The following is an 18,075-nucleotide window of genomic DNA, read 5'->3' as shown; positions in this document are numbered from 1 at the left end:
TCTCGCCGACGAATGCAATCCCCGCGATGATCCACCGATCAAACCATCTATCTGTATTACTGCAAGTAACTGTGCCTTAATGGGCATGAAAGTGGAATGGATGCCTGGAGGATAGCGTTGCACTCTCGACCGTCACTGTGGGGCCTGATACCCGGGCTTGCGCTCGTCTATCTGCTGGTGGGCATCGTCGTCAGTCACTCCGGACTGCATACCCAGATCATTCCGTTCTGGCTCCCCGCCGGGGTCGCCCTGGCGGCGGGGCGGCACTTCGGCTACCGCATCCTGCCGGGGGCGGGCCTGGGCAGCCTGATCTTCAACCTGGGCATGCCCACGCAGTGGAGCTTCGCCCTGACCCCGGCGCTCTGGCAGTCGGCCCTGCTGATTGCCATCGGCGTGACCCTGCAGGCGGCAGTGGGCACCTACCTGCTGAAGCGCCTCGGCGAGCCGATCTCGATCGGTGGCGAGCTTAAACTCGCACGCTTCATTTTCCTGGTGGGCTTTGGCAGCAGCCTGATCAGCGCCAGCATCGGCGTCACCAGCCTGTGGGGGCTGACCCAGCCGGCAGGCGGCATGAGTCTGGCCCACGACTGGCTGACCTGGTGGCTGGGCGACAGCTTCGGCATCATCCTGATGACACCGCTGTGCCTGGCCCTGCTGACGCCGGCCCACCAGCGCCGCAATCCGAACCTGCATAGGCGCCTGGTGATGCTGCTGGCCGGCGGGCTTGGCGCCATTCTGATCACCAACCAGGCATATCTCTTTCATCTCGAGCGCCAGCTGGCCAGCGGCTTCCAGCGGGATGTGGAAATCCTGCAGGCCAACGTCAATCGCCTCTATCAGCAGAACCTGGCCGATCTTAGCCGCCTCGAGCGCGAATTCACCCAGCAGCAGGGCATGACACCCGAGGCCTTCCGCGACGTCACAGACGATATTTTCACCGACAATCCGGCGGTGCTCGCCTACTCCTGGGACCTGATCGTCGCCGCCGAGGAGCGAGAGGCGTTCGAGGCACACACCCAGGCGCTGCTGGACTGGCCGGCGTTCGAGGTCTACGGCGAATCGCCCGAGCCCGATGATCCACTGGTCGTGGTCCAGTACGTGGAACCGTTCACCGAGAATATCGCGGCGCTGGGCTTCAACCTGCTCTCCGAGCCCGACCGACGCCGCTGGGTCCTCAAGGCCCAGGAAACCGGCCGACCGGTGGGCACCGAGATCCTCAACCTTACCCAGGCCCCCGACGAGCCAGGCGCCCTGATCCTGCAGCCGGTCTACCTCAACCCCGACGCCGAGGATGGCGATCTGCTCAGCCGCGACAAGCAGTTGGTCGGCTTCATGGCCGGGGTCTTCACCATCCAGCGCATGGTCAAGGCGGCCATCGCCCAGAGCGAACTGGAGCATGTCACCCTGACTCTCAGGGATGACGATGAGGTCTTCTATCGGTATCCGTCGTCGAACAGCGGTGACGCCACCGAGTTCTATCGCGGCAGCTTCGCCTTCGATTTTGCCCAGCAGCCCTGGCAGGTAGAGATAAGCGGCGGCCACGCCTATCGCGCCGCTAGCTCCCAGAACAGCTCGCTGGAGTTCCAGCTGCTGCTGGTGCTGGTTGGGGCCCTGGCCTCCAGCGTCATCCTCGGCATGTACAGCCGTGAGGACAGCCTGGCCAGCCGCGTTGCGGAACAGACACGCTCGCTGCGCTTCCAGGCCGAGCACGATCCCTTGACCGAGCTGCCCAATCGGCTGCGGCTCGAGCAGCAGATGACAGCGCTGCTGGAGCGGCCCGACCCGCCGCCCTTCGCGCTGCTGTTCATGGACCTGGACCGCTTCAAGCTGATCAATGACAGCCTGGGCCACACCACCGGCGACCAGCTGCTGATCGAGCTGACCCGGCGCTGGCAGGCCACCCTCCCAGCCGGGTGCGAGCTCTATCGCCTGGGCGGAGATGAATTCGTGCTGCTGCAGCAGCTGACGCCAGACACGGTGCCCGAAGCGACCGCCGAGCGCCTGCTGGCCGAGACCCGCAAGGCCATCCGCGTGGATGGCCTGCACCTGCAGATCACCGCCAGCGTGGGGCTGGCCCTCTGCCCTCTGCATGGCGTCGAGCACCAGACGCTGCTGCGTAACGCCGACACCGCGCTGCACGGCGCCAAGGCCCTGGGAAAGAACCGGGTGCTGCGCTACCAGCACAGCCAGACGGACGCCACCCAGCAGCACTTTTCCCTGGAACAGGACCTGCGCCTGGCCGTCGGCACCCATCAGTTGCTGCTGCATTTTCAGGCCCAGTACTCCCTGAAGGACAAGACGCTGGACGGGGTCGAGGCCCTGTTGCGCTGGGAGCATCCGCAACGCGGCATGGTCTCTCCCGGAGCGTTCATCCCGCTCGCCGAAGAGACCCAGCTGATTGTGCCGATCGGCTGGCAGGTGATCGAGATGACCTGCCGACAGATCGCCGCCTGGGACGCGGTAGCCCAGCCCGTTCCCTGTGTGGCCGTGAATATCTCTCCCCTGCAGCTGCTGCAGTCGGATTTCGTCGACTGCCTGAACCGCCTGGTGGACGCTGCCGGCGTGTCTCGGCACCGTCTGGAGTTGGAGATCACCGAGACCCTGCTGCATCTCGACCCGGACTTCGCCTTCCAGCAGCTCAAGGCCCTGCGACGCGCCGGCTATCGCCTGGCCCTGGACGACTTCGGCACCGGCTACTCATCGTTCAATCGACTCAAGAAGATGCCGCTGGACCGCATCAAGATCGATCGCTGCTTCGTCAAGGACATCGGCCGCAACCCCAAGGATGAAGCGATCATCCGCAGCATCATCGATCTGGGGCACCGGCTGGACATGAGCGTACTCGCCGAGGGTGTGGAAACCTGGGAGCAGTTCAACTACCTCGCCGCCGCTGGCTGCGACAGCATGCAGGGCTTCCTGCTGGCCAGGCCTACCGCCTCCCCCACCCTCTCGAGCCGCTATCAGGAGGAGCACGTGCTGCCCGGCGACTCGATCGAGTGAGCGAGGCTAGCTCAGGGAAGCCGCTCCAGCCCCGCCAGCAGCGCACCCAGCTCATTGCAGAGGAACCGCGCCTCCACGCACTCCGCCAGGTGCCCTTCGGCGAAGCGCAGAAAACCCAGCGCCGCATGGGAGAGGCGCCGGTCCCTGCGCACAATGAACTGCCAGTGGCTCTCGATGGGCAGCCCCTCCACCGGCAGGATCACCAGGTCGGAGTGCTCCGGCGGCAGCACATGCTCCGAGAGCACCGCGAGTCCCATACCCGACGCCACGCCCACGCGAATGGCCTCGTTGCTGGCCATCTGCAGGGTCGGCCCCAGGGACAGCCCCTGCTCCTGCAGCCAGCTCTCGAAGAGCATGCGAGTGGCCGAGCCCGGCTCGCGAAGCAAGAAACGCTCCTCCAGCAGCTCGCTCATCGCCACTCGCTCACGCTCAGCCAGCGGATGCCCCCGGGGCACCACGACCACCAGCGGATTACGCAGGAAACGCCCGGCCAGGGCGTGGGCCAGCGACGGCGGATGGCTGAAGACGTAGAGGTCGTCGTCCTGGCGCTCGAAGCGCGTCAGCATCTGGCGTCGGTTGCCGATATGCAGCGTCACATCGACATTGGGGAAGGCTTGGCTGTACGGCCCCAGCAGCCGGGGCAGCACGTACTGCGCCGTGTTGACCAAGGCGATGCTGAAACGGCCCCGCTCTCCGCCGCGCAGCGCTTCGAGATAATCCTGATAGTCACCGAAGCGCCCCAGTACCTCGCGGCTTGCGCGATAGAGCTCCCGCCCTGCCTCAGTGGGGGCCAGGCGACCCTGGCGCGTTATCAGCAGCGGCTCACCCACTGCCTCGGCCAGGCGCTTGAGCTGCTGGGACACGGTGGGCTGGGTCAGGTGAAGCTGCCTAGCCGCCTCGCTAACGGATCCACTGCGCACCACCACCACATAGACCTGAAGTAGGCGAAACGTCAGGTGGCGAATGTTCATCGGAGGCCTCCTGCCGACCACCTTATATAGATAAAAAGCTATGCTTCATCGCTATAGTTGTTATTTGTATCAATATATGGATTTGCTCACAATCGCCGCCGCCTCTCCTCCCCAACCAACGAGATGAGCCCATGCCCGATATCGTGGTGATGTTTTTCCTGCTCGGCCTGCTCGCCGGCGTCGTCAAGTCCGACCTGAATATCCCCAAGGCCGCCTACGACACCTTGAGCCTGCTGCTGATGCTGACCATCGGCCTCAAGGGGGGCATGGCCCTATACGGCAACCTGCGCTGGTCGCTGATTCCCGAGCTGGCCGCCGTGGCCGCCCTCGGCGCCCTGATCCCGCTGGCCCTGATGCCCATCCTGCGCCGGCTTACACGCCTCTCTCCCGCCGACAGCGCGAGTATCGCGGCCCACTACGGCTCGGTCAGCGCCGGTACCTTCGCCGTGGCGCTGGCGTTCGCAGAGAGCCGCGCCCTGCCGATCGGCGCCGAGGTGACACTCTACCTGGTGATGATGGAGCTACCGGCGATCATGGTGGCCATCGCCCTCTACCGGCGTCATGCCGGCAAGGAGGCAGGCGAAGCGCTCCAGGGCATCTGGCACGAAACCCTGACCAACCGTGGCGTCATCCTGCTGGCCGGTGGCGCGGTGATCGGTGCCATGTACGGTCCCCGGGAAGGTGCCGCCGTCACCGAGTTGTTCATGGGCGCTTTCCATGCGGTGCTCGCCCTGTTCCTGCTCCAGATGGGCCTCACCGCAGCGGAAACCCTGCGCCCCATTCCCTGGTACCACTGGCGCCTGCTCACCTTCGCCCTGGTGGCCCCGTTCTTCCTGGCCATGGCCGGCCTCGGTGTTGGCCTGATGCTGGGCCTGCCCATGGGCTCGCTGATGATACTCACGGCACTCGCCGCCAGCGCCTCGTATATCGCTGCACCGGCGGCCATGCGAACGGCGATACCCCAGGCCAACATCGGCCTGGCCATGCTGGCGGCGCTGGGCTTCACCTTCCCACTCAACGTGCTGTTAGGCATCCCCATCTACTACCAGCTGGCTCTGTGGCTGGGTAGCTGAACGCAACCCAGGACGCCACCGCCCCCAGGCGGTGGCGTCTTGCGTTGGGCTGAACCACGCTTGGGGTAAATCACCGCCTTCGACATTCGTCGGAGCCACCAAAACCTGCACTTTACGTTAACGTCAACCTCGCCTAGGCTTGGACCATCGTCAACAGAGTGCGGCACTTTGCGCCCACTTCGGCCCGACGGCCAACCACCTGACAGCACGACAAGGGAGCCCCCCATGCACACGCCCTACAAGCCCCTCGACTTCGGATTCGATGACGAACTCAACATGCTGCGCGATCAGGTCAACGCCTTCGCCCGCGACGAGATCGCGCCGCGCGCCGCTGAGATCGACGAGAAGAACGAGTTCCCCAACGACCTGTGGCAGAAGTTCGGCGACATGGGCCTGCTCGGCATCACCGTGCCCGACGAGGATGGCGGCAGCGGCATGGGCTACCTCGCCCACTGCATCGCCATGGAAGAGATCTCCCGGGCCAGCGCCTCGGTGGGCCTCTCCTACGGCGCCCACTCCAACCTCTGCGTCAACCAGCTCAAGATCAACGCCAACCCCGAGCAGAAGGCCAAGTACCTGCCCAAGCTGATGAGCGGCGAGCACGTGGGAGCGCTGGCCATGTCCGAGCCGGGCGCCGGTTCCGACGTGGTCTCCATGAAGCTGCGTGCCCGCAAGGAGGGTGACAAGTACATCCTCAACGGCAACAAGATGTGGATCACCAACGGCCCCGACGCCGATGTCCTGGTGGTCTACGCCAAGACCGACCCGGATGCCGGCTCCAAGGGCATCACCGCCTTCATCATTGAGAAGGGCATGGCCGGCTTCTCCACCGCCCAGAAGCTCGACAAGCTGGGCATGCGCGGCTCCAACACCTGCGAGCTGGTGTTCGAGGACTGCGAGGTACCGGCCGAGAACGTGCTGGGTGAGGAAGGCAAGGGCGTGCGCGTGCTGATGAGCGGCCTGGACTACGAGCGCACCGTGCTGGCCGCCGGCCCCATCGGCATCATGCAGGCCGCCATGGATATCGTGGTGCCCTACGTCCACGAGCGTAAGCAGTTCAACCAGTCCATCGGCGAGTTCCAACTGGTGCAGGGCAAGATCGCCGACATGTACTCCACCCTGAACGCCTGCCGCGCCTATCTCTATGCGGTGGCATCGGCCTGCGACCGCGGCCAGACCTCCCGCAAGGACGCCGCCGGCGTGATCCTCTACTGCGCCGAGAAGGCCACCCAGGTGGCGCTGGACGCCATCCAGCTGTTGGGCGGCAACGGCTACATCAACGAGTACCCCACCGGGCGGCTGCTGCGCGACGCCAAGCTCTACGAGATCGGCGCCGGCACCAGCGAGATTCGCCGCATGCTGATCGGCCGCGAGATCTTCAACGAGTCCAAGTAAGGGGAGCCGGCAATGGCGATTCTGAACACCCAGATCAATCCGCGCAGCGACGGTTTCCAGGCCAACGATAAGGCCATGCGCCACGAGGTCATGAAGCTGCGCGAGCTGACCGCGGCCATCGCTCAGGGCGGTGGCGAAAAGGCCCGGACCCGACACGAGTCCCGCGGCAAGCTGTTCGTGCGCGACCGCATCGACCACCTGATCGATGAGGGCTCGCCTTTCCTCGAATTCTCGGCGCTGGCCGCCCATGAAGTCTACGATGGCCCGGTTCCCGCAGCCAGCGTGGTCACGGGCATCGGTCGCGTCTCGGGCGTCGAGTGCGTCATCGTCGCCAACGACGCCACGGTCAAAGGCGGCACCTACTTCCCGCTCACCGTGAAGAAGCACATTCGCGCCCAGGAAATCGCCCGCAAGCACCGCCTGCCGTGCATCTACCTGGTCGACTCCGGCGGCGCCCACCTGCCCAGCCAGGATGAGGTCTTCCCGGACCGCGACCACTTCGGCCGCATCTTCTACAACCAGGCCACCCTGTCCGCCGAAGGCATCCCGCAGATCGCCGTGGTGATGGGCTCCTGCACCGCCGGCGGCGCCTATGTACCGGCCATGGCCGACGAATCCATCATCGTCAAGCAGCAGGGCACCATCTTCCTGGGCGGCCCGCCCCTGGTGAAGGCCGCCACCGGCGAGACCATCAGCGCCGAGGATCTGGGCGGCGCCGACGTCCACTGCAAGCTCAGCGGCGTGGCCGACCACTACGCCGAGAACGATGCCCACGCCCTGCAGCTGGCCCGCGCCTGCGTGTCCCGGCTCAACTGGCAGAAGCGCGGCGAGCTCAAGATGCAGGCGCCCAAGCCGCCGCGGCTGGACCCAAGCGAGCTCTACGGCATCGTCGGCACCGACCTCAAGAAGCCCTACGACGTGCGCGAGGTGATCGGACGCATCGTCGACGACTCCGACTTCGACGAGTTCAAGCGCTACTACGGTGACACCCTGGTCACCGGCTTTGCGCATATCCACGGCTACCCGGTGGGCATCGTCGCCAACAACGGCGTGCTGTTCTCCGAGTCCGCGGTGAAGGGCGCGCACTTCATCGAGCTGTGTGCGCAGAGGAAAATACCTTTGATTTTCCTCCAAAATATTACCGGCTTTATGGTGGGCTCCAAGTACGAGCATGAGGGCATCGCCAAGCACGGTGCCAAGCTGGTCACCGCCGTGGCCTGCGCCAAGGTACCCAAGTTCACCGTGCTGATCGGCGGCAGCTTCGGCGCCGGCAACTACGGCATGTGCGGTCGCGCCTACGACCCCAACCTGCTCTTCATGTGGCCCAACGCCCGGATCTCGGTGATGGGCGGTGAACAGGCCGCCGGGGTGCTGGCCCAGGTCAAGCGCGAACAGTATGAGCGCGACGGCCGCGAGTGGTCACCGGAGGACGAGGAAGCCTTCAAGAAGCCCACTCGCGAGCAGTACGAGCATCAGGGCCACCCCTACTACGCCAGCGCTCGACTGTGGGATGACGGGGTCATCGACCCGGCCCAGACCCGCGACGTGCTGGGGCTGTCGCTGGCCGCCGCCATGAATGCGGAAGTTCAGGAAACGAAGTTCGGCGTATTCCGGATGTGAGGCTGCTATGACACAGACATATTCCGAACTGCAGATCGACGAGCGCGGCGTCGCCTGGCTGACGCTGAACCGTCCCGAGGTCCACAACGCCTTCGACGACAGCCTGATCGCCGAGCTCAACGTCCACCTGGAGCGGCTGCACGTGGCCGCCGGCCACGGCGAGGTACGCGTGGTGGTGCTGGGCTCCGAGGGCAAGAGCTTCTCCGCCGGCGCCGATCTGGGCTGGATGAAGCGCATGGTGGAGTACGACTTCGACGGCAACCTCGCCGACTCGCGCAAGCTCTCCGCCCTGATGCACGGCCTGGACACCCTGCCCTGCCCCACGGTCTGTCGCGTGCAGGGCGCCGCCTTCGGTGGCGCCGTGGGCCTGGCCGCCTGCTGCGACATCGTGATCGCCTCCGAGAAGGCCAAGTTCTGCCTCTCCGAGGTGAAGATCGGTCTCTCGCCGGCGGTGATCAGCCCCTACGTGCAGCGTGCCCTGGGGGAGCGCCAGATGCGCCGCTTCGCGCTCTCCGCCGAGGTCATGGATTCGGCCACCGCCCTGGCGCTGGGCCTGGCCCACCAGGTGGTCGGCCCCGACGACCTGGACGAGGCCGTGAACGCCATGCTCGACACCCTGCTGGGCGGCTCGCCCCAGGCCCAGCGTGCCACCAAGGCGCTGCTGACCGAAGTGGCTCGGGAGCCCGACAGTAAGGCGACGCGCGAGCACACCTGCCGCGTGATCAGCGAACTGCGCGTTAGCGCCGAGGGCCAGGAGGGCCTGTCCAGCTTCTTCGAGAAGCGCCGCCCCGCCTGGAACCAGCCCGACGACGACAACACGACTTCCGCCACGGAGCGACGCTCATGAGCCGACCCACTACCTTCGACACCCTGCTGGTCGCCAACCGCGGCGAAATCGCCTGCCGCGTGATGCGCACGGCCCGCGCCATGGGCTTGCGTACCGTGGCGGTCTACTCCGACGCCGATGCCAACGCCCGTCATGTGCGCGAAGCCGACGAGGCCGTGCGCCTGGGCCCCGCGGCGGCCCGCGAGAGCTATCTCAAGGTCGAGGCGGTGGTGGAAGCCGCCAAGCGCACCGGCGCCGGCGCCATCCACCCAGGCTACGGCTTCCTCTCCGAGAACGGCCCCTTCGTCGAGGCACTGGACGCCGCCGGCATCACCTTCGTCGGCCCGCCTGCCTCGGCGATCGCTGCCATGGGCGACAAGTCCGCCGCCAAGGCTCGCATGGCCAACGCTGGCGTACCGCTGGTGCCGGGCTACCACGGTGACGACCAGGACGACGGCCTGCTGCGTCGCGAGGCCGATGCGATCGGCTACCCGGTGCTGCTCAAGGCCAGCGCCGGCGGCGGCGGCAAGGGCATGCGCGTGGTCGAATCCAGCGGCGACTTCCAGGCCGCCCTGGACGGCTGCCGGCGCGAGTCCCAGGCCGCCTTCGGCGACACCCGGATGCTGATCGAGAAGTACCTGACCCAGCCGCGTCACGTCGAGGTTCAGGTCTTCTGCGATAGCCACGGCAACGGCGTCTACCTGTTCGAGCGCGACTGCTCCGTGCAGCGCCGCCATCAGAAGGTGCTCGAGGAAGCACCCGCGCCGGGCATGACCCCCGAACTGCGCCGTGAAATGGGCGAGGCCGCGGTGCGCGCCGCCAAGGAGATCGGCTACGTGGGGGCCGGTACGGTGGAATTCCTGCTCGACGCCGACGGCTCCTTCTACTTCATGGAGATGAACACCCGCCTGCAGGTGGAGCACCCGGTTACCGAGATGATCACCGGCCAGGACCTGGTCGAGTGGCAGCTGCGGGTAGCCATGGGCGAAACGCTGCCCTGCTCCCAGGACGAGCTGACCATCACCGGCCACAGCTTCGAGGCGCGGCTCTACGCCGAGGACCCCGAGCAGGACTTCCTGCCCGCCACCGGCACCCTCAGCCAGTTCGCCATGGACCTCAAGGGCGCCGGCCTCGACCCCGAGCGAGTTCGCCTGGACAGCGGCGTGGAAACCGGCGACGCCGTCTCCATGCACTACGACCCGATGCTGGCCAAGCTGATCGTGCACGGCGACGACCGCACCCAGGCGCTGGCCACCCTCAACCGCGCCCTGGCGGCGCTCGACGTGCAGGGCGTGGTCACCAACCGCGCCTTCCTGCAGCGCCTGGCCACCCACCCCGGCTTCAAGAACGCCGAGCTGGATACCCGCTTCATCGAGCGCAACGAGGCCACGCTGTTCGCCCCGCGCCGCTACCGCATCGAGGAGTACGCCGGCGCCGCGCTGATCGGCCTCAACCAGCTCTCCCGCGAGTGCGAGAGCGACTCCCCCTGGGACCGCCACGACGGCTTCCGCCTCAACGCGCCCCACGCCATCCGCATCGCCCTGTGCGACCCGGACCACGCCCAGGACGCCGACGACTCCGAGGCAGTGGTGGTAGTGGAAGGCACCCGCGAGACCGACGCCGACCCCTGGCAGCTGACCATCGGCGGCGAGACCTTGACTGCTCGCCTGCAGCACCTGGCCGGTGACGCCGTGGCAGTGACCCTTAACGGCCACCGCCGTCGCCTGCAGGCGCGCCGCGACGGCAACATCGTCGTCATGGTCGACCCCGCCGGCGAGACCCGACTGTTCTGGCGGCGCATCGACGCCATCGACCACGGCCACCACGAGGCCGAATCCACCCTCACCGCCCCCATGCACGGCACCGTGGTGGCGCTGCTGGTGGAAGCCGGCCAGAAAGTGGAGAAAGGCATGCCGCTGATGGTCATGGAAGCCATGAAGATGGAGCACACCATGTCCGCCCCCGCCGACGGCCACGTGGAGTGCTTCCACTTCGCCGCCGGCGACACCGTCGGCCAGGGCGACGTGCTGCTCGAATTCGCCGCCGAGGAGTAAGCAAGCGGTAGGGGCGCCGTACCGGGCGCCCCGAGTTCCCGTCGAGACAGGAGGCCGCAGGCATCCCGAAACGACCGCTGTAGGAGCGCTGCTTCGCATCGCGACTGGAGGCCGCAGGCCTCCCCAATCAACGGCCACTGCTGGAGACACCACCATGGCTTTTCCCCAACACGTGCGCCTGGTCGAGGTCGGCCCCCGCGACGGGCTGCAGAACGAGCCCGAACCGATTCGCACCGAAACCAAGCTCGAACTGATCGACCGCCTGGGGGCGGCCGGCCTCGCCTACATCGAGGCGGCCAGCTTTGTCTCCCCCAAGTGGGTACCGCAGATGGCCGACCACCGCGAGGTGATGACCGGCCTCAGCCGCCGCAACGGTGTCACCTACGCTGCCCTCACCCCCAACCTCAAGGGGCTCGAAGGAGCGCTGGAGTGCGGCGTCGAGGAAGTGGCGGTCTTCGGGGCGGCCTCCGAGGCCTTCTCGCAGAAGAACATCAACTGCTCCGTGGCCGAATCCCTGGAGCGCTTCGCCCCGGTGCTGGAGCGTGCCAAGCAGGCCAAGGTCCGCGTGCGCGGCTACGTCTCCTGCGTGCTCGGCTGCCCCTACGAGGGCGAGATCACCCCCGCCAAGGTGGCCGAGGTAAGCAAGGCGCTCTATGACATGGGCTGCTACGAGGTGTCGCTCGGTGACACCATCGGCGTGGGCACCCCGCTCAAGGCGAAGCGCATGCTCGAAGCGGTGAGCCGGGACGTTCCCATGGAGAGACTCGCCGCCCACTTCCACGACACCTACGGCCAGGCACTCGCCAACCTCTACGCCGTGCTGGAAGAGGGCATCGTGGTCGTCGACAGCTCCGTGGCCGGCCTCGGCGGCTGTCCCTACGCCAAGGGCGCCTCGGGCAACGTGGCCAGCGAAGACGTGGTCTATCTGCTGGATGGCCTGGGCATCGAGACCGGCATCGACCTCGACGCCCTGGCCGCCACCGGCAGCTGGATCACCCAGACCATCGGGCGGCCGAACCGGTCGAAGGTGGGTGTTGCCCTGGCCAGCCGTTGACAGATCGGGGATCGGCGCCCTGCCCTTTCAAGTGACTACTGTCCTTGCCCCCGGCATTTCGCTCATGCCGGGGCTTTTACGGTAGATGCCACCGAAAAGCCCTTGAGCCAGTGAGTGACTCGGGAGCATGTGTCAGATGAACACCATCACCGTACATTCTGGGTGCAACGTCCGTGTTGCACTTTATTGGTTGAATCCAGGCTTAAAGCTTGTTACTCAGATGAGGGGAATAAATAATATAGCTCCTCAAGGTTGTTCTCATGAATAATTCGCTCCAACGAGTAACCTTCAGGATTAGTGTAATAAATGTCTGCGCCATGTTCAATTAAAACTTTTGCGCCATCAATATTTCCAGCAAGCGCTGCAATTAACAGAGGAGTGTTGTATGGTGCATCATCATCAACACTGACATTAGGACTGAACTGATTCGACAGCAGATACTCTAGCTCAGTTAACATAAAATCTCGTCTTGCCACCTCGAACAGCAACTCACCTTCAGCGTGCTTTCTCTTGCTTTCAGGGACTGATTGCAGCACATCCAGAATCATATCCATACTATTTCCCTTTATCAAAAGAATATCAAAAAATCCATACCCTTTTGAGCTTGCAATAGTAAAGTCAGCTCCATGTTCCAGCAGCACTCCCATACCTTCCACGTTATCTACAACAGCAGACATCAAAAGGGGGGTTGACTCGAAGTTTTCAACAACACACTCCTTCAACTCCACATTAGGATTGGCCCCGGCCTCAAGAAGCATTGATACCACCTCATTGTGGAAATTTCTAGTCGCCACGAATAATGGAGTAACGCCCTCAAAATTTGCCGCATTAAGGTTTGCGCCAGCCGATATCAACTCGCCAATCAGCCTCAAATCATTTATCTCTGCTGCAACTAACAAAAGGCTATAGCCACAGGTATTTTGCGTATCAGGATATCCCCCTTTCAAAAACTCAAATGCTTCAGTATTATCTTGAGTCTCTATAAGATCGGTGAGCATTGTTTCAAACTCAGTGTGATCCGCCTCATCTACATTGCAAACGCACTGAGCCTTTGCATGTCCTGAAGTAGCAGCAAGAAATAATACTGCCAATGCAATCATCTTCATATTATCCTTCCCCCACCTCAATTAATCCCTGATCCCATATTGCCAAACCTGCTTTCCAGCAGTTCTCCTGCAGTTTTCCACGTTATCACCAAATCTTGCTGGTATGGTTAAAAACCCCAGTCTGGGAATTTTAACATCCAAAATTAATTCTTGGGCTTTATGCAGACCTTTAGCAGCCAAATTGATGTGTTCGATTTCAGAGGGTGCTTCCCCTGCACCCAAGGCTGTGGAAATAGCTGCACAGCTAAGAATTCCTGCGCTAAGGCCAAGGCCTCTGAGTATTGCGGATCCCGAGCAAAAGCCGACATGCTGGATGGGAATAGTATTCCAACTCCGGGGCGATAGCTGTTCCCTGTCAATACCTCTCCGGTGGGGCGAGGTACCGGCGGCGGCATGTTGGCGGCATGGGCTTCGCGTGCCGCCGGCCCATAGGCGGCGCCCAGATTGCTTAGCCCCATACCAGACAACCCCAGCGGATCCACCATTCCGGTCGGGTTGGTGACGTAGCCGTACAGGTTGGTGCCGCCATTCAGACCGATGGGGTCCTGGGTGATGTACCTGCCCTGCTGCGGGTCGTAGTAGCGGTGGCGGTTGTAGTAGAGGCCGCTCTCTTCGTCGTGCCACTGGCCCTGGAAGCGGATCGGTTGTGGGGTGTTGCCTTGCTCGTGGGTGACGGCGGCCCAGTCATGGGGCTGGGCGTGCCACAGGGTCTCGCCCTGGGGCGTGACCAGACGCAGCGGGGTGCCGAGGGCGTCGGTGACGTAGGCGCCGATCCGTTTCGTTGCGCCATCGCCGGCTTGGTCGATTCTCAGCATGGGCACGAAGCTCCCGGGTTCGTAGACCACGGTGGTGCGCTGATGGTCGGTTTCCTCATGCACCAGGCGATCGCCGTCCCAGCCGTAGTGGTGGGTGGCGGTGGACGAGGTCATCGTGGTAGGGAGTTCAGACGCTCAGCCACGCTACCGCCAGGGAAGACAGCGAAGTGCCTTCCCTGGCGGGTGGTACATGGGGGCATGTGTCAGGTGAACACCGTCACTGTACATTCTATGGGATTAGTAAATAAGCAATCGCGATCCCGGTAATTTGCCCAAAAAAAATCGCAAAGCATATCGAGGCTCTAGCAAATCTTTCAAGAAATCCAATCCTTAAGATAACAACGCCATTGTAAAATAAGGATGTTAACCAAACCCCTAGTATCATAAGAAAAATCCAAGCTAGTGGCGAGGAAGGGCCAAAAGTGGCTAGTGACAAAGCGATAACAACATAAGAGGGGAGCATTACGACCCCCTCGATATTACGACTTCTCCAGAAGCTTTCACTTGTTTTTCTATCTTTCATCAGTTGCTGCCCGGTCTGCACATTCCAATTTCATAGTGTCTATCCGACAAGCCGTCACCGTCTAAGTCGCAATACAGGCTTTGACATTCAGCCATCCCTCCCGAATAGAAAAGCAGTCCCCACAGTCCTCTGGGGTTAGGCATAATCCTGCCAGTTGACGGTTCAATCTTCATCGCCCCGCCAGTAATGCTTCCTAGTCGATTACTAAGACCCGCATTCCCTATCCGTTCTAACGCTGTCCGAGGTGCAGGGCCCTGACGTGTGATAGGTGCACCAACTCGACCTTGCCGCCCCGACTGATCTATAGGACCTGGCCTACCAAACAACCCCAACGGATCCACCATCCCCGTCGGGTTGGTGACGTAGCCATACAGGTTCATCCCGCCGTTCAGGCCAATCGGGTCCTGGCTAATATACCGCCCTTGCTGGGGGTCGTAGTAGCGGTGGCGGTTGTAGTAGAGGCCGCTCTCTTCGTCGTGCCACTGGCCCTGGAAGCGGATAGGTTGGGTGACGTTGCGCTCGGCGCGCTGCTTCTTGACCGCGGCCCAGTCGTCGGGGTCGGCGAGCCAGCGGGGTTGGCCGTTGGGGCCGAGTAGCTGCAACGGGGTGCCCAGGGCGTCGGTGACGTAGGCGCTAAGGCGACGCACTGGCTCACCATCGTGCTGCGCTTCATCGATGCGCAGCATGGGCACGAAGGTGCCGGGTTCATAGACCACGGTGGTGCGCTGATGGTCGGTTTCCTCATGCACCAGGCGGTCGCCGTCCCAGCCGTAGTGGTGGGTGGCGGTGGTGCCGTTGGCGTGGCGCACGCGCTTGCCGATGCGCCGGCCGAGGGCGTCGTAGCGGTAGTGGGCCTCGCGGGTATGGCCGTAGGCGCTGGTGTGGGTGAGGTGCACCAAACGGTTGGCGCCGTCGTAGCCCAGGGTCAGGCGTTCGCCGTTGGGGGCCTCGCGCTCGATCAGGTTGCCGGCGCCGTCATGGCGGTAGCGGTTGCCGTTGAGCCGGCTGATCTGGTTATCGGCCTGGGCGGAGGCCTGGCCTTCGAGGCGATTGCCGGCGGCGTCCATCGGGTAGCGGTGGGCGTGGTCGCCGTGCTGGCTGGCGATCAGCCGCCCGGCCGGGTCGTAGCGGTAGGCGATGGTGCTGGCCTGGCCTTGGCCCTGCTGGGTGCGGAAGGTCATCCGCCCCAGGGCGTCGTACTGGTAGTGTTGCTCGGCGCTAAGGCCGGGCCTGCCCAGGCTGAGGTGGGCGATCTGGCCGAGGGCGGTATAGCCGCGCTCGAGGATCAGCGGTTGGGGACTGCCATTGGCGTCCGGCGCGCTGAGGTGGAAACGCCGCCGGGTCTCGCGGTGCAGGGCATCGGGTTCCAGGGCGATCTCCAGGCCGAGCCCGCTGGCCAGCAGGCCATGCAGGTGGCCGCTGCCGTAGGTCAGCCAGCCGAGCTCGGTCAGGTCGCCGAAGCGGCTGGCCTGGGGCGCGCCGGTGGCGGTAAGCTGATGCTGGTATTGCCACTGCCAACCGCTATCTCCTTCCAAGCCGGCATGCCGCTGCTGTTCGCCGCTCGGGCGCCCCGCCTTATCGAAGACGAACGTGACCTCGCCATGGGCGTTCTCGGCGCCGGCCAGCTGGCCATCGGCACGCCAGTGGTAGCGCTCCGTGCTGGCCGGGGCGGCGTCGGTCTCGGGCAGATGACGGGCGATCAGCCGGCCATTGGCGTCGTAATCAAAACGGGTGACCAGCGGCCGGCCGTCGGGGCCCGGGCGGTTGACTTCCGTGCGTTCGATCAGCTGACCGGCGGCGTCGTAGGCGTAGCGCTGTTCGCGGCCGTCGGGGCCGGTCTCGCTGATGAGTCGACCCATCACGTCATAGGCGAAGCGGTAGACCGCGCCATTGCCCAGGGTCAGCTCGCCGAGGCGCCCGGCCTCATCATAGGCCAGGGTGGTGTGGCTGCCGTCGGCATCGATCCGCTGGGCGGGGCGGCCGTGCTCGTCGTAGAAGAGCTGCTGACGGTAGCCCTGGGGGCCCTCCTGTTCCACCGGGCGGCCCTGGGCGTCGTGGTGGTGGTGCCAGTGGCTGCCGTCGGGCAGCTGGGTGGACTGGCGCCGCCCCATGACGTCATGGGTGGTGCGGGTGGTCTCACCCAAGGCGTTGGTGACGCTGGCCAGATGGCCGCGGGCGTCATGGGCGTAGGTGGTGCGCCGCTCGGAGCAGTCGGTCTCCGCCGCCAGCTGGCCCAGGGCGTTCCATTCGAGGCGCCGGGTGGCGCCCTGCGCATCGGTGACGGCGGTGGGCCGGTCGGGCAGGCGCGGATCCTCGTAGGCCAGGGTGGTGGTGCCCTCGGGGCCGCTGATCGCGACAGGATGACCGCGCTCGTTGCGCTCGATCTGCCAGGATTGCGCCTCCGGCCCCTCGACGCGGATGGGCTGCCCCAGAGCGTCGCGCGCGATGGCCCAGCGGCTGCCGTCCGGGGCGGTCTGGGCGATCACCTGGCCCTGGTCATCCCGCTCCATCACGGTCTCGCGGCCCAGCGGGTCGAGGGTGGCGATCTGGTGTCCGGCGCGGTCATAGCGGAACTCGATGCGTGAGCCGTCGGCGCGGGTATGCGCCGTCCAGCGCTGACCGGGGCCGGCGCCGACGAAGTGGTAGCGCTCCTCGCGGCCGAGGCTATCGGTGACGCGGGTGTGATCGGGATGGTAGGCGTAGGCGCGCGCCAGGCCGCCGGCCTCCTGCTGGCCGATCACCCGGCCGTCGGGGGCGTGGCGATCCCAGCGGTAGTGGGCCTCGAGGCCGCCGGGCACGCGGTGGGCGACGAGCATATGCGCCTGCCACTCGAACTCGCGGACCACCTCGCCATGGCGGTGGCGCACGGCGATCAGGTCGCCGGCGGGGCTATAGGAGTAGCGCACCAGCCACTCGTCCTGGGCGCTGCCGTCGTGCTCCCGGATCAGCTTGACGCCCATCAGGCGCTGGCCGCGGTCCGCCTCGCTTTCGGGCAGCAGCGCGTCATAGTCGAAGCGGTAGTGGCGCCCGGCGCTGTCCTCGACCCGTACCAGCAGGTCGGCCTCCCAGGTATAGGTGGTGGCATAGCCATTGCGGTCCCGCTCCTGGATCAGCTGCCACTTGCCGGAAGGGCTATCGCCATTCTCGGCTGATACGGAAGGCGCGAAGACATAGTAGAGGCCACCGGCATCGCTAAGCACGATCCGCTCGGGGTCGGTACGCAGTGCCTCGTCGAGGGCCTGCCAGCGAACCTCTTCTTCTGCCTCGCCCGGTTCGCCCCCACGCCGCAGCCAGAGCTGCTCGGTGGGCGAGTGGCGGGCCTGGCCCGGGGCCAGGGGCCCGAAGGTGATATCGCGGCCCTGGGCGTCGTGGACCACGCAGGCGTCGTCGCGCAGGGTGAGCGACAGGCCCTCGCCGGGCAGCGACCAGCCCTGGCCCAGTACGCCGATGCGCGCATTGCAGGAGAGGTAGCCGCGGCTGAACACGAAGGGCCGCGGCGCCGGCAGGGCAATGTCGGTCTCGGCGGGCAGCAGCTTGGCGCCGAGCAGCGGGTTGACCGGGCTGCCCACGGCGGGCGCGCAGGCGCTGCAGCGGTCGGCCAGGCCGTCGGCGATATCCACCGCGCCCAGGTCCAGCGG

11 protein-coding genes are annotated in these 18,075 nt (G+C 65.0%); 7 read left to right on the top strand and 4 right to left on the bottom strand.

Translation table 11 applies throughout. The annotated features are described in order from the left end of the window. Positions 1-117 precede the first annotated feature (117 nt). Positions 118-3,000: a bifunctional diguanylate cyclase/phosphodiesterase gene (locus ACZIYR_RS07910; protein ID WP_483528805.1), complete on the top strand. Its 2,883-nt coding sequence runs from the start codon at positions 118-120 to the stop codon at positions 2,998-3,000. Between the two features lie 11 nt (positions 3,001-3,011). On the opposite strand, the gene ACZIYR_RS07905 is transcribed toward ACZIYR_RS07910, so the two are convergent. Beyond that, positions 3,012-3,971, bottom strand: coding sequence for a LysR family transcriptional regulator (locus ACZIYR_RS07905; RefSeq protein ID WP_483528804.1), 960 nt, complete (start codon positions 3,969-3,971; stop codon positions 3,012-3,014). Positions 3,972-4,102: 131 nt separating this feature from the next. Here ACZIYR_RS07905 and ACZIYR_RS07900 point away from each other — a divergent pair, with 131 nt between their 5' ends. The 6 genes from ACZIYR_RS07900 (at position 4,103) to ACZIYR_RS07875 (ending at position 11,993) form a co-directional block, all read left to right on the top strand. After that, the gene (locus ACZIYR_RS07900; RefSeq protein ID WP_473033234.1) at positions 4,103-5,044 is read left to right on the top strand and encodes a sodium-dependent bicarbonate transport family permease; all 942 of its coding nucleotides are present in this window, start codon (positions 4,103-4,105) and stop codon (positions 5,042-5,044) included. A gap of 225 nt (positions 5,045-5,269) precedes the next feature. Next, positions 5,270-6,439: an isovaleryl-CoA dehydrogenase gene (locus ACZIYR_RS07895; RefSeq protein ID WP_483528803.1), complete on the top strand. Its 1,170-nt coding sequence runs from the start codon at positions 5,270-5,272 to the stop codon at positions 6,437-6,439. A 12-nt stretch (positions 6,440-6,451) separates the two neighbouring features. After that, a complete protein-coding gene (locus tag ACZIYR_RS07890; protein ID WP_483528802.1) occupies positions 6,452-8,059 on the top strand; it encodes a carboxyl transferase domain-containing protein in 1,608 nt (535 codons plus the stop codon). Between the two features lie 7 nt (positions 8,060-8,066). After that, positions 8,067-8,906, top strand: a complete 840-nt coding sequence (locus ACZIYR_RS07885) for an enoyl-CoA hydratase/isomerase family protein (RefSeq protein WP_473033230.1) — start codon at positions 8,067-8,069, stop codon at positions 8,904-8,906. Further along, entirely contained in the window at positions 8,903-10,939 is a 2,037-nt protein-coding gene (locus ACZIYR_RS07880) for an acetyl/propionyl/methylcrotonyl-CoA carboxylase subunit alpha (protein ID WP_483528801.1), read from the top strand. The genes ACZIYR_RS07885 and ACZIYR_RS07880 overlap by 4 nt, the downstream gene beginning before the upstream one ends. A gap of 154 nt (positions 10,940-11,093) precedes the next feature. Next, positions 11,094-11,993: a hydroxymethylglutaryl-CoA lyase gene (locus ACZIYR_RS07875; RefSeq protein WP_483528800.1), complete on the top strand. Its 900-nt coding sequence runs from the start codon at positions 11,094-11,096 to the stop codon at positions 11,991-11,993. A 212-nt stretch (positions 11,994-12,205) separates the two neighbouring features. Here the strand turns inward: ACZIYR_RS07875 and ACZIYR_RS07870 are convergent, their stop codons facing one another. From ACZIYR_RS07870 to ACZIYR_RS07860, 3 genes are all read right to left on the bottom strand, one after another. Beyond that, complete coding sequence (locus ACZIYR_RS07870; RefSeq protein WP_483528799.1) at positions 12,206-13,099, bottom strand: ankyrin repeat domain-containing protein; 894 nt, start codon at positions 13,097-13,099, stop codon at positions 12,206-12,208. Positions 13,100-13,242: 143 nt separating this feature from the next. Continuing rightward, the gene (locus ACZIYR_RS07865) at positions 13,243-14,028 is read right to left on the bottom strand and encodes an RHS repeat-associated core domain-containing protein (RefSeq protein ID WP_483528798.1); all 786 of its coding nucleotides are present in this window, start codon (positions 14,026-14,028) and stop codon (positions 13,243-13,245) included. Positions 14,029-14,436: 408 nt separating this feature from the next. After that, on the bottom strand, positions 14,437-18,006 hold the full coding sequence (locus ACZIYR_RS07860; RefSeq protein ID WP_483529061.1) for an RHS repeat-associated core domain-containing protein: 3,570 nt from the start codon (positions 18,004-18,006) through the stop codon (positions 14,437-14,439). Positions 18,007-18,075: the final 69 nt, after the last annotated feature.

Source organism: Billgrantia sp. NRB1 (assembly GCF_056921725.1).
The sequence above is the reverse complement of the archived record's forward strand: the minus strand, read 5'-3'. Positions and strand labels throughout refer to the sequence as shown.